Annotated in this window: 11 protein-coding genes and 1 riboswitch; of the genes, 7 read left to right on the forward strand and 4 right to left on the reverse strand. The window is 56.2% G+C overall.

Going from position 1 to position 12,569, the window contains the following annotated elements:
* Position 1 precedes the first annotated feature (1 nt).
* Positions 2-1,402, forward strand: a complete 1,401-nt coding sequence (gene leuC / locus AC07UY_RS09105) for a 3-isopropylmalate dehydratase large subunit (protein ID WP_494660042.1) — start codon at positions 2-4, stop codon at positions 1,400-1,402.
* Positions 1,403-1,412: 10 nt separating this feature from the next.
* Positions 1,413-2,018 carry a 3-isopropylmalate dehydratase small subunit gene (gene leuD, locus AC07UY_RS09110; RefSeq protein WP_203358940.1) on the forward strand — a complete coding sequence of 202 codons (606 nt, stop codon included), beginning with the start codon at positions 1,413-1,415 and terminating at the stop codon, positions 2,016-2,018.
* Between the two features lie 100 nt (positions 2,019-2,118).
* Here the strand turns inward: leuD and AC07UY_RS09115 are convergent, their stop codons facing one another.
* Together AC07UY_RS09115 and sgrT are read right to left on the reverse strand one after the other, a co-directional pair.
* The gene (locus tag AC07UY_RS09115) at positions 2,119-3,297 is read right to left on the reverse strand and encodes a sugar efflux transporter (protein ID WP_494660040.1); all 1,179 of its coding nucleotides are present in this window, start codon (positions 3,295-3,297) and stop codon (positions 2,119-2,121) included.
* Between the two features lie 127 nt (positions 3,298-3,424).
* A complete protein-coding gene (sgrT, locus tag AC07UY_RS09120; RefSeq protein WP_203358942.1) occupies positions 3,425-3,547 on the reverse strand; it encodes a glucose uptake inhibitor SgrT in 123 nt (40 codons plus the stop codon).
* Positions 3,548-3,640: 93 nt separating this feature from the next.
* Between sgrT and sgrR the strand changes: the two genes are divergently transcribed.
* From sgrR to thiQ, 4 genes are all read left to right on the forward strand, one after another.
* A complete protein-coding gene (gene sgrR / locus AC07UY_RS09125) occupies positions 3,641-5,296 on the forward strand; it encodes an HTH-type transcriptional regulator SgrR (protein WP_494701083.1) in 1,656 nt (551 codons plus the stop codon).
* A 35-nt stretch (positions 5,297-5,331) separates the two neighbouring features.
* A riboswitch (TPP riboswitch) is annotated at positions 5,332-5,432 on the forward strand.
* 31 nt (positions 5,433-5,463) lie between these two features.
* Positions 5,464-6,447 carry a thiamine ABC transporter substrate binding subunit gene (thiB, locus tag AC07UY_RS09130; protein ID WP_494701082.1) on the forward strand — a complete coding sequence of 328 codons (984 nt, stop codon included), beginning with the start codon at positions 5,464-5,466 and terminating at the stop codon, positions 6,445-6,447.
* The gene (thiP, locus tag AC07UY_RS09135; protein WP_494701081.1) at positions 6,423-8,033 is read left to right on the forward strand and encodes a thiamine/thiamine pyrophosphate ABC transporter permease ThiP; all 1,611 of its coding nucleotides are present in this window, start codon (positions 6,423-6,425) and stop codon (positions 8,031-8,033) included. Before thiB ends, thiP begins: the two co-directional genes overlap by 25 nt.
* Complete coding sequence (gene thiQ / locus AC07UY_RS09140) at positions 8,017-8,715, forward strand: thiamine ABC transporter ATP-binding protein ThiQ (RefSeq protein WP_494660036.1); 699 nt, start codon at positions 8,017-8,019, stop codon at positions 8,713-8,715. Before thiP ends, thiQ begins: the two co-directional genes overlap by 17 nt.
* Positions 8,716-8,781: 66 nt before the next feature.
* On the opposite strand, the gene AC07UY_RS09145 is transcribed toward thiQ, so the two are convergent.
* A complete protein-coding gene (locus AC07UY_RS09145; protein WP_494660035.1) occupies positions 8,782-9,549 on the reverse strand; it encodes a DedA family protein in 768 nt (255 codons plus the stop codon).
* Between the two features lie 119 nt (positions 9,550-9,668).
* On the reverse strand, positions 9,669-10,514 hold the full coding sequence (gene araC / locus AC07UY_RS09150; RefSeq protein WP_203358948.1) for an arabinose operon transcriptional regulator AraC: 846 nt from the start codon (positions 10,512-10,514) through the stop codon (positions 9,669-9,671).
* Between the two features lie 338 nt (positions 10,515-10,852).
* On the opposite strand from araC, the gene araB reads away from it, so the two are divergent.
* Positions 10,853-12,562, forward strand: a complete 1,710-nt coding sequence (gene araB / locus AC07UY_RS09155; RefSeq protein ID WP_494701080.1) for a ribulokinase — start codon at positions 10,853-10,855, stop codon at positions 12,560-12,562.
* The last annotated feature ends 7 nt before the right edge of the window (positions 12,563-12,569 follow it).

A 12,569-nucleotide genomic window follows, 5' to 3' on the forward strand; every position in this document is an offset into this window, starting at 1 on the left:
CATGGCTAAAACATTGTATGAAAAATTGTTCGATGCGCACGTCGTCTATGAGGCGCCGAACGAAACCCCGCTGTTATATATCGACCGTCATCTGGTGCATGAAGTGACCTCTCCGCAGGCATTTGATGGTCTGCGCGCGCATGGCCGTCCGGTTCGCCAGCCGGGTAAAACCTTCGCGACGATGGATCACAACGTCTCCACGCAAACCAAAGACATCAACGCGTCCGGCGAGATGGCCCGCATTCAGATGCAGGAGTTGATTAAAAACTGCAACGCGTTCGGCGTCGAGCTGTACGACCTGAATCACCCGTATCAGGGCATCGTCCACGTGATGGGCCCTGAACAGGGTATCACCTTACCGGGCATGACCATTGTCTGCGGCGACTCCCACACGGCGACCCACGGCGCATTTGGCGCACTGGCGTTCGGAATCGGAACCTCTGAAGTTGAGCACGTTCTGGCGACGCAGACCCTGAAACAGGGCCGCGCTAAAACCATGAAAATCGAAGTTAATGGCACTGCGGCGCCGGGGATTACGGCAAAAGATATCGTGCTGGCGATCATTGGGAAAACCGGCAGCGCTGGCGGTACCGGACATGTGGTTGAATTTTGCGGTGACGCGATCCAGGCCCTGAGCATGGAAGGCCGTATGACGCTGTGCAACATGGCCATCGAAATGGGCGCGAAAGCCGGTCTGGTCGCGCCGGATGACACCACCTTCAACTATGTACAGGGTCGTCTGCACGCGCCGAAGGGGAAAGATTTTACCGATGCCGTAGCATACTGGAAAACCCTGAAGACCGACGATGGCGCCAAATTTGATACCGTCGTTACCCTGCAGGCGGAAGAGATCGCGCCGCAGGTCACCTGGGGCACCAACCCAGGCCAGGTCATCTCCGTGACGGAGAATATTCCCGATCCCGCATCATTTGCCGACCCGGTCGAACGCGCCTCCGCCGAAAAAGCGCTGGCCTATATGGGACTGAAACCCGGTATTCCGTTAACGGAAGTGGCTATTGATAAAGTATTTATCGGCTCCTGCACCAACTCGCGTATTGAAGATTTGCGTGCGGCGGCAGAAATCGCCAAAGGCCGCAAAGTGGCTCCGGGTGTACAGGCGCTGGTCGTGCCAGGCTCTGGCCCGGTGAAAGCCCAGGCGGAAGCGGAAGGTCTGGACAAGATCTTCATTGAAGCCGGTTTTGAGTGGCGTTTACCCGGTTGTTCCATGTGTCTGGCAATGAACAACGATCGCCTGAATCCGGGTGAACGTTGCGCTTCCACCAGCAACCGTAACTTTGAAGGTCGTCAGGGACGCGGTGGACGCACACACTTAGTCAGCCCGGCCATGGCCGCCGCCGCCGCCGTTACCGGTTATTTTGCCGACATTCGCAGCATCAAATAAGGAAACCACCATGGCAGAGAAATTTATCCAACATACAGGCCTGGTTGTCCCGCTGGATGCCGCCAACGTCGACACCGACGCCATTATTCCTAAGCAGTTTTTGCAGAAAGTCACCCGTACCGGCTTTGGCGCACACCTGTTTAACGACTGGCGATTCCTGGATGAACAGGGCCAGCAGCCCAACCCGGAGTTCGTACTGAACTTCCCGCAATATAAAGGGGCCTCCATTCTTCTGGCGCGGGAAAACTTTGGCTGCGGCTCTTCGCGCGAGCACGCGCCATGGGCGCTGACGGATTACGGGTTCAAAGTGGTCATCGCCCCCAGCTTCGCGGATATTTTCTACGGCAACAGCTTCAACAATCAGTTGCTGCCAGTGAAGTTAAGCGATGCAGAAGTGGATGAACTGTTTACCCTGGTGCAGGCGAATCCGGGCATCACATTCGACGTGGACCTGGAAGCTCAGGTGGTAAAAGCGGGAGATAAATCCTACCCCTTTGCGCTCGACGCATTTCGCCGCCACTGCATGATGAACGGTCTGGACAGCATCGGGCTGACACTGCAACACGAAGATGCCATTACGGCATATGAAGAGAAGCAACCGGCGTTTATGCGCTAACCCCAGGTGCCGCCTGGGAGAATTGCCCGGCGGCACTTCGTTTGCACGGGCCTACAAAGTCCGTGTAGGCCGGGTAAGGCGAAGCCGCCACCCGGCAAAATTAAACATCTTTTACTCGTCCGGTCATCGCCAGCGTCACCACAGAAATCGCCGCAATCACCCAGTAGACGGCAAAATGCCCGTAACTTTGCGCTACCGCGCCCTGGATAACTCCGGCCAGGATCACTCCCGTTGAAATACTGTTGGTGAACAACGTTGTTGCCGACCCCGCCCGCCCCGGCATCAGATCCTGAAACCACAGCATCCCGATGCCCGCGATAATGCCAATAAACACCGCATTAAACAGTTGCAGCACCAGCAACGCCGCATGGCTGTGAAAAAAGATAAGTCCAAGATAGAAAAGGACGCCTGCCGCGACCGCCGTGATCATCATGCGCCGCTTTCCGAAGCGCTTCACATAATAGCCCGCGAGGATCATCGCCGGAATTTCCAGCCCTGCTGCCGTCCCCATCAGGATCCCCGCCAGTTTATCCGGCAGCCCAAGATCGCTGCTAATCCAGAGCGGCATATCAATGATGTACATGGTGTTGCAGGTCCACATTAAGGTGGAGGCAATAAACAACATCCGCACATTTTTATCCTGCCAGCCGCCGGTCGGCGTTTCAGGCGCATCAACGGGTTGCTCAACGCGCGCCACCGAAGGCAGTATCAACGCAATCAGCACGAGGCTGATAGCAAAGATCCCGGCCGCAATAGCAAACATCGTGGTGAAGCCATAATTCAGCGCCAGCATAAACGCCAGCGGCGGGCCAATCACCCACGCCAGCGAGAGCTGGGCACGCATCACCGAGCTGAACATCACCACTTCCCGCGCCGAACTGTCTGCATACTCCCGCGCCAGCGCAAACAGCTGCGGCATGGCGCTATTCGCCAGCGATGCCAGCAGTACGCCACAGGTAATCAACGTGAGGTAATGGCGATTAAACGCAAACAACAGCGCGTTACCGATGGCCATCAGACAGCAAAACATGATCAGTCGACGGCGGTCGCCCCGGCTATCCGAACGTTTTGCCAGCCCCAGACTCACCGCGATCCCGGCAATGGCGTTTACCGTATAAAACAGCCCGACCCAAAACGGTTGCGCCCCCACTTCACGGCTCAAAAACAGGCTCAACGTCGGTGCCTGAAGCGCGCCTGCCACGCCCATCATAAAAGCCACCAGCATGAACGCCGCGTAAACGCCGTTAAGACGCCGCCCCATCGTCATAATCCAGAGCATACAGTTTCTTAATTGTGCTGCTGAAACGAAAAAAGCCAGCAGGTATTATCTGCTGGCGGGTGATTTTAGGCCAGAGCCTACACCAATACTCAGTCACACATGATGTCTGCAATTTGGACCTCAGAGGTCAGGCTGTCACCTCCCATTGCATCAGTTCTTCGAGCACCTTTAAGCGCTGCGGCGCGCTCAGGCAAGCCAACCAGGACAACCCTTCTGTCGCGGTAAAGTAGTGCAGAAAAAACGGACGCATAGTCGACCTCTCCATATTGCTTCATCGGAATCCATTATTGGCCTAATATGGGGATTATAAAATTGCTGAGTTTTTCGCAGGAGTTCCTCTTTTATGTCTTCAGGTCGTCTGCAACAACAGTTCATCCGTCTGTGGCAATGCTGTGATGGAAAAACGCAAGACACCACGCTGAATGAGCTGGCGGAACTGTTAAGTTGCTCCCGCCGCCATATGCGTACGCTGCTGAACACCATGCAGGCGCGCGGCTGGCTGACCTGGGAAGCCGAAGTCGGACGCGGTAAACGCTCACGCCTGACCTTCCTCTACACCGGACTTGCGCTACAGCAACAGCGGGCGGAGGACCTGCTGGAGCAGGACCGCATAGACCAGCTGGTGCAATTAGTCGGTGACAAAACGGCCGTACGGCAAATGCTGGTTTCACATCTGGGGCGCAGCTTCCGTCAGGGCCGACATATCCTGCGTGTGCTTTACTATCGACCGATGCACAACCTGCTGCCGGGCAGCGCATTACGCCGTTCTGAAACCCACATCGCCCGGCAAATCTTCAGCGCGCTAACCCGCGTAAATGAGGAAAATGGGGAACTGGAAGCCGATATTGCCCATCACTGGCAGCAAATTTCTCCTTTGCAATGGCGATTCTTTCTGCGACCGGGGATTCACTTTCACCACGGGCGAGAGCTGGAAATGGAAGATGTGGTGGCGTCTCTCACGCGCATCAACGCCCTTCCGCTCTACTCGCACATCACGCAGATTGTCTCTCCGACAACCTGGACGCTGGATGTCCATCTCTCACAACCCGATCGCTGGCTTCCGTGGTTGTTAGGCCAGGTTCCGGCGATGATCCTGCCGCGAGAATGGGAAACCCTGAACAATTTCTCCAGCCATCCAATAGGTACTGGCCCTTATGCCGTGATGCGCAATACGCGTAATCAGCTGAAGATCCACGCCTTTGACGATTACTTTGGCTACCGGGCACTCATTGATGAAGTGAATGTTTGGGTGTTGCCGGACATTAGCGAAGAACCGACGTGCGGCCTGATGCTCGAAGGCACTGTAGAAAGTGAAAAGGCCATTGAGAGTCGTCTTGAGGAAGGTTGTTACTATTTACTCTTTGATGCACGAACCCATCGAGGTGCCAATCAGCACGTCAGAGAGTGGGTAAGCCACGTGCTTTCCCCTACCCATTTGCTTTACCACGCCGATGAGCAGTACCAGCGCCTGTGGTTCCCCGCCTATGGATTACTGCCCCGCTGGCACCATGCCCGGCCGGGGCGCGGTGAAAAACCTGCGGGTCTGGAAACCCTGACGCTGACGTACTATCGCGAACACATTGAACATCGGGTTATCGCCCAGATCATGAGCGCCCTGCTGGCAGAACACCAGGTTCACCTGAATATTCAGGAGATCGACTACGATCAGTGGCACGCAGGCGAGATCGAGAGCGACATCTGGCTCAACAGCGCCAACTTTACGTTGCCGCTCGACTTCTCACTGTTTGCTCACTTATGCGAAGTGCCTTTGCTACAAAACTGTATCCCGCGAGACTGGAAAGAAGATGCCGCGCAGTGGCACGCAGGCGAGATGAATCTGGCAGCCTGGTGCCAACAGTTGCTCGCCAGCAAAGCGATTGTGCCGCTTATTCACCACTGGCTGATCATTCAGGGACAGCGCAGTATGCGCGGCTTGCGGATGAACACGCTCGGCTGGTTCGACTTTAAATCGGCGTGGTTTGCCCCACCGGATCCTTAACCCTTTTGATCTCTTCACGTAATCATTACAATGTGCCGTTCTCAACGGGGTGCTGCGCCATGTGCGCGGGCTGAGAAAATACCCGTCGAACCTGATCCGGATAACGCCGGCGAAGGGATTTGAGGCTCATGCTCAAGTCCTTTGCCACTCTTTTACTGAGGTGCAAAGTGTTAAAAAAATGTCTTCCCTTACTGGTGCTGTGTGCTGCACCGGTCTTCGCTAAACCGATCCTGACCGTGTACACCTACGACTCTTTCGCTGCCGACTGGGGACCCGGTCCCACCATCAAGAAAGCTTTCGAAGCCGACTGCCAGTGCGAACTGAAAATGGTGGCGCTGGAAGATGGCGTTTCGTTGCTTAATCGCCTGCGCATGGAAGGGAAGAACAGCAAAGCGGATGTGGTGCTTGGGCTGGACAACAACCTGCTCGAGGCCGCCACGCAAACCAACCTGTTTGCGAAAAGCGGCATTGCACCTGATGCCGTCAACGTACCTGGCGGTTGGCAGAACGAGACCTTTGTCCCCTTCGATTACGGTTACTTCGCGTTTGTTTATGACAAAAACAAGCTGAAAAACCCGCCTAAAAGCCTGAAGGAGCTCGTCGAAAGCGACCAGAAATGGCGCGTGATTTATCAGGATCCGCGTACCAGCACGCCGGGTCTTGGACTGATGTTGTGGATGCAGAAAGTCTATGGCGATAAAGCCCCCGAAGCCTGGCAAAAACTGGCGGCCAAAACGGTCACCGTCACCAAAGGCTGGAGCGAAGCTTATGGCCTGTTCCTGAAAGGGGAAAGCGATCTGGTGCTGAGCTACACCACCTCTCCGGCGTATCACATTATCGAAGAGAAAAAAGACCATTACGCCGCGGCAAACTTCAGCGAAGGCCACTATCTGCAGGTAGAAGTCGCCGCCCGTACCGCCGCCAGCAAACAGCCAGAACTGGCAGAGAAATTCCTCAAATTTATGGTTTCTCCGGCATTCCAGAACGCCATCCCCACCGGCAACTGGATGTACCCTGTCACCAACGTCACTCTGCCCGCCGGGTTTGATCAGTTGACCAAACCGGCCACTACGCTGGAGTTCACTCCTGCTGAAGTGGCATCCCAACGTCAGGCATGGATCAGCGAATGGCAACGCGCCGTCAGCCGTTAATTCCCGGCTGGCTGATACCCGGACTTTGTGCCGCCACGCTGATAGTGGCGGTTGCTCTGGCCGCATTTCTGGCGCTCTGGCTTAACGCGCCGCAGGGAGAATGGCTCTCGCTTTGGCAGGACAGCTACCTGTGGCACGTGGTGCGTTTTTCGTTCTGGCAGGCGTTTCTCTCGGCGCTGTTGTCGGTGGTCCCGGCGATTTTCCTTGCCAGGGCGCTTTACCGACGCCGTTTCCCCGGTCGTCTGGCGTTATTACGCTTATGCGCCATGACCCTGATTCTGCCGGTACTGGTCGCCGTTTTCGGTATTCTCAGCGTCTACGGTCGCCAGGGTTGGCTCGCCACACTCTGGCAAGCGCTGGGGCTGGAGTGGCGTTTCTCGCCTTACGGGTTGCAGGGCATTTTGCTGGCGCACGTCTTTTTTAATCTGCCGATGGCCAGCCGCTTGCTGCTACAGGCGCTGGAAAACATCCCCGGCGAACAGCGACAGCTCGCGGCGCAGTTAGGCATGCGCGGCTGGAATTTCTTCCGCTTTGTGGAGTGGCCGTGGTTACGTCGGCAGATCCCTCCGGTGGCGGCGCTCATTTTTATGCTCTGCTTCGCCAGTTTTGCGACCGTACTTTCACTCGGCGGCGGCCCTCAGGCCACCACCATCGAGCTGGCGATTTATCAGGCTCTCAGTTACGACTTCGATCCTGCGCGGGCGGCAATACTGGCGTTGATCCAGATGACATGCTGCCTGGCGCTGGTGCTGCTCAGCCAGCGTTTAAGCAAGGCCATTGCGCCGGGAACGACGCTGGTGCAAGGCTGGCGCGATCCGGACGATCGCCTGCATAGCCGCCTGACCGACGCAGCGCTGATTATTCTGGCACTGTTGCTACTGCTGCCTCCGCTATTGGCGGTCATTGTTGACGGTTTCAACCGCCATTTGCTGGATGTCCTCGCACAACCTGTGCTCTGGCAGGCCCTGTGGACATCACTGCGGATCGCACTGGCCGCCGGTTTGCTGTGCGTGGTTCTGACCATGATGCTGTTGTGGAGTAGCCGAGAACTGCGGGCACGGCAACAGGTGCTGGCAGGTCAAACGCTGGAATTGAGCGGCATGTTGATTCTTGCCATGCCCGGTATTGTCCTGGCAACAGGCTTTTTTCTGCTGCTGAACAACAGTATCGGTTTGCCGGAATCCGCAGACGGAATTGTGATTTTCACCAATGCGTTAATGGCGATTCCTTACGCACTGAAAGTGCTGGAGAACCCTATGCGAGACGTGACGGCACGTTACAGTATGCTGTGCCAGTCGCTGGGGATCGAGGGATGGTCACGCCTGAACGTGGTGGAACTGCGCGCACTGAAACGGCCGCTGGCGCAGGCGCTGGCGTTTGCCTGCGTACTTTCGATTGGCGATTTTGGCGTCGTCGCCCTGTTTGGCAACGATGATTTCCGCACACTGCCATTTTATCTGTACCAGCAGATTGGCTCTTACCGCAGTCAGGACGGTGCGGTAACGGCATTATTGCTGCTGATACTCTGCTTTATGCTCTTTACCGTGATTGAAAAACTACCGGGGCGACATGCTAACTCTGACTGATATCACCTGGCTTTATCACCATTTGCCGATGCGTTTTACGCTTTCTGTGGAACGCGGCGAACAGGTGGCGGTGCTGGGGCCAAGCGGTGCCGGGAAAAGCACCTTGTTGAATCTCGTTGCGGGATTCCTCGCACCCGCCAGCGGTACTCTGCTGATTGAAAGCGAGGATCACACCACCACGCCCCCGGCCCGTCGCCCGGTCTCGATGCTGTTTCAGGAAAACAACCTGTTCAGCCATCTGACGGTGCAACAAAACATCGGTCTTGGGCTTGATCCGGGACTGAAGCTCAATGCGCTCCAGCGGGAGAAAATTCAGCATATTGCCCGCCAGATGGGCATCGATAACCTGATGGCGCGTTTACCGGGCGAGCTTTCCGGCGGTCAGCGCCAACGTGCGGCGCTGGCGCGCTGCCTGGTCCGCGAACAGCCGGTGCTGCTGCTCGACGAACCGTTTTCCGCACTCGACCCCGCCCTGCGCCAGGAAATGCTGACGTTGGTCAGCGACGTGTGCCGCGAACGGCAATTGACCTTGCTGATGGTGTCTCACAGCATAGAGGACGCGGCGCGTATTGCGACACGTTCCGTCGTGGTGGCTGACGGGCGCATTGCGTGGCAGGGAACCACGGATGAACTGTTAAGCGGTCATTCCAGCGCGTCGGCGCTATTGGGGATTAAAGCATAAATAGCATTGCCGGATGGCGGCGTGTAGGCCGGATAAGGTGAAACCGCCATCCGGCATAAACCGAACTCAGTAACCCACGACTTTTCGCAGAATATCAAGATAGACCGGCATCAGCGGGTGGCGTAGCAACGCCACCAGCGCCATCACGCCGATAGCGAGGAGCGCCGGGGTCAGCCACAACAAGCGGCCACGCGGCAAATAGGAGGTCAGACGATCGGGGGCAGCCTTACCGAAACGCCACAACCGCCAGCACAGCCAGCCCGCGACCCACAGCAGCAGCGCCGTGGCCAGTAACAGCCATTTAAAACCGCCGCTCTGCATGCCCTCGGGAATATCGATCGCCGCACCGGCCAGGATCCCCGGCAAAAAATAGAAAGGCGGCCACAGCACGCAGCCAATGATATTGGGTATGACGAACTTCGCGATCGGCAGATCCAGCATTCCTGCTACCATCGGCACCAGCGGGCGGGTGGGTCCCACAAAACGCCCCACCAGAATGGTGAACATGCTGTGCTGATGCAGCGCATGCTCGGTTTTATCCAGTAGCGCTTTGTTCTTTTTCATGAATGACCAGCGGTGCAACGGTTTTTTAAAGCGCCACCCCAGCCAGAAAGAGATCCAGTCGCCCAGTAAACATCCCACAATGCCCGCCAGCCAGGCATGCCAGAAATTCACTTCTCCGCTCCCAATGAGCGCCCCCAGCCCCGCCATCAGTACCGTGCCAGGTAAGAGCAGACCGACCAATGCCAGCGATTCCAGAAATGCCACCAGCATGACCGCAATTAACGAATAGAGGGTGGATTGGAGAATAAAGTGTTCCAGCAATGCTTGCATAGTATGCCCGTCAGTTTTACGAAGCTGGGATTCTGCAAACCCTCTCTCACTTCGTCAAGCCATCATTTATCTGAATAGTTTACGGGTTATGACACTTTTGCAGACACATCATTCACTTTTTATTCACATCCGGCACGGAATTCGCTTGGGCTGGCCCCGGTACATTTCTTGAAGACGCGGGAGAAATAGAGCTGATCGTCAAACCCCACATTACGCCCAACGGTGGCAATCGGCATTCGTGTTGTACTGAGCAACAGTTTCGCCTGACTGATACGCTGATCTTCACGCCAGCTCAATACGCTGATGCCAAGTTGCTGACGGAACAGGTGTGACAAACGGGAAGGCGACAGGCAAACATGCTGTGCTACGCTGGCGATATCGAAATGGCTGTCCGCCAGGTGATCGCTGATGTACTGGCAGGCGTCACGCACACGGTTATCCATCGGCGGGTGTAGCGATTCGTTGATCGCTTCCATGCGGCGCAACAGCAGTTGCTCCAGCAGGTTTATCGCCAGGAGTTCAGAGTAACGCCCTTCCCCCTGCCCGGCGTTAATAATCTGACCGAACATGTCATTGAAATGGGGCTGATGGGCCTCATCCGGGCGATAAAATCCCGTCTGAGCAAAAATTGTCGGCCAGGCCAGCCATTCTTGCCAGTAGGCTCGCGGGCGAAAGTAGACCCACTGGTGATACCACTCGCTGGCGTCGGGGTGGCGTCCATAATGGTGAACTTCGCCTGGCGGAAACAGTAAAATATCCCCCGGACGGCAGATAAACTGTTTCCCGTGGTTATTGATAACCCCTTCGCCGCGAACGGTCAGATTAAGAATGTAACCTTTCATCCCCAACGGCCTGTCGATAAAAAAATCCAGGTATCCGTTGGCTTCGATAGGGGTTAACCCCGCCACCAGATGCGCGTTAAACGAGTACCCCGGCAACAGAGGATCATTTTGTATTTCGGCCATAAATTCATTACTCCGGGCGTTCTGTGAAGAAACAAATTGTCCATATTGCATGAGGCACCTTCAATTTCACCGCTTCCGGCCGCCGCAATTTCAGTGACAAACCATCAATCCCGCGGGTGAAAAGCATTCTGTAACAAAGGCACACATCAGAGGCGACGAAAACGGGTAACAAAAGTGTCTATAAATACGGCAGAAATGTCCACATTGATTATTTGCACAGCGTCACACTTTGCGATGGCACAGCATTTTAATCCATAAGATTAGCGGATCCTGCCTGACGGTTTTTATCCCCACTATCTACTGTTTCTCCATACCCGTTTTTTGGATGGAGTAAGACGATGGCGATTGCAATTGGCCTCGATTTTGGCAGTGATTCAGTACGAGCTTTGGCGGTGGAATGCGCCACCGGCGAAGAGATCGCCACCAGCGTAGAGTGGTATCCACGCTGGCAGGAAGGGCGCTATTGCGACGGTCCGAATAACCAGTTCCGCCATCATCCGCGCGACTATATTGAGTCGATGGAATCCGCACTGAAAACCGTCCTGGCTGAACTCAGCGCATCACAGCGCGCAGAGGTGGTCGGGATTGGCGTTGACAGCACCGGCTCCACACCGGCTCCCATTGATGCCGACGGTCATGTCCTCGCCCTGCGCCCGGAGTTCGCCGACAACCCAAACGCGATGTTTGTGCTGTGGAAAGACCACACCTCGGTAGAAGAAGCGGAAGAGATTACCCGTCTGTGTCATACGCCGGGCAAGGTTGATTACTCCCGTTACATTGGCGGCATTTACTCCAGCGAATGGTTCTGGGCCAAAATTCTGCATGTTACCCGCGAGGATAGCGCTGTCGCGCAAGCCGCCGTTTCATGGATTGAGCTGTGCGACTGGGTGCCTGCCCTGCTCTCCGGCACCACCCGCCCGCAAGATATTCGTCGTGGTCGCTGCAGCGCCGGACACAAATCACTGTGGCATGAAAGCTGGGGAGGACTCCCCCCCGCCAGTTTCTTCGACGAACTTGATCCGCTGCTTAACCGCCACTTGTCTTACCCAATGTTTACCGAAACGTTCACTGCCGACATTCCCGTTGGAACACTCAGCGCAGAGTGGGCGCAGCGCCTCGGTTTGCCAGAAAGCGTGGTGATTTCCGGCGGCGCGTTTGACTGCCATATGGGCGCCGTCGGCGCTGGCGCGCAGCCAAATGCGCTGGTGAAAGTGATCGGGACGTCCACTTGCGACATCCTGATTGCCGACAAAGAGAGCGTCGGTGAGCGTGCGGTGAAAGGGATTTGTGGGCAGGTCGACGGCAGCGTGGTGCCCGGTTTTATCGGCCTGGAAGCCGGTCAATCCGCCTTTGGCGATATCTACGCCTGGTTTGGTCGCATTCTCAGTTGGCCGCTGGAACAGCTTGCCGCTCAGCATCCTGAGCTGAAAGATCAGATCAAAGCCAGCCAGAAACAGCTCTTACCCGCACTGACCGAAGCGTGGGCAAAAAATCCGTCGCTGGATCACCTGCCTGTGGTGCTCGACTGGTTTAACGGCCGCCGCACGCCAAACGCCAACCAGCGCCTGAAAGGGGTGATCACCGATCTCAACCTTGCTACCGACGCACCAGCGCTGTTTGGCGGTCTGATCGCCTCCACGGCCTTTGGCGCACGCGCCATCATGGAATGCTTTACCGAACAAGGCATTGCGGTCAATAACGTGATGGCGCTCGGCGGTATCGCCCGTAAAAACGTTAGCGTTATGCAGGCGTGCTGCGACGTGCTCAATCGCCCATTACAAATTGTTGCCTCCGATCAATGTTGCGCACTCGGCGCAGCGATTTTTGCCGCCGTCGCCGCAAAGGTACACGCCGACATTCCTGCCGCGCAGGACAAAATGGCGAGCGCCGTCGAACACACGCTGCAACCTCGCCCGGAACAGGCTCAACGTTTTGAACAGCTTTATCGTCGCTACCAACAGTGGGCGATAAGCGCTGAACAACACTATCTCCCGACTGCCGCCCCGGCGCCAAAAGCCCCGGAAACTCAGGCAACCCTGACTCATTAAGGACACG

This window comes from Citrobacter sp. GW821-FHT02E08 (genome assembly GCF_059421685.1).

Coding starts and splice junctions, on each gene's coding strand:
- araB (WP_494701080.1), top strand. CDS start 10,853: ATGGCGATTGCAATTGGCCTCGATTTTGGCAGTGATTCAGTACGAGCT.
- thiQ (WP_494660036.1), top strand. CDS start 8,017: ATGCTAACTCTGACTGATATCACCTGGCTTTATCACCATTTGCCGATG.
- leuC (WP_494660042.1), top strand. CDS start 2: ATGGCTAAAACATTGTATGAAAAATTGTTCGATGCGCACGTCGTCTAT.
- sgrR (WP_494701083.1), top strand. CDS start 3,641: ATGTCTTCAGGTCGTCTGCAACAACAGTTCATCCGTCTGTGGCAATGC.
- araC (WP_203358948.1), bottom strand. CDS start 10,514: ATGGCCGAAATACAAAATGATCCTCTGTTGCCGGGGTACTCGTTTAAC.
- leuD (WP_203358940.1), top strand. CDS start 1,413: ATGGCAGAGAAATTTATCCAACATACAGGCCTGGTTGTCCCGCTGGAT.
- thiP (WP_494701081.1), top strand. CDS start 6,423: ATGGCAACGCGCCGTCAGCCGTTAATTCCCGGCTGGCTGATACCCGGA.
- AC07UY_RS09145 (WP_494660035.1), bottom strand. CDS start 9,549: ATGCAAGCATTGCTGGAACACTTTATTCTCCAATCCACCCTCTATTCG.
- sgrT (WP_203358942.1), bottom strand. CDS start 3,547: ATGCGTCCGTTTTTTCTGCACTACTTTACCGCGACAGAAGGGTTGTCC.
- AC07UY_RS09115 (WP_494660040.1), bottom strand. CDS start 3,297: ATGCTCTGGATTATGACGATGGGGCGGCGTCTTAACGGCGTTTACGCG.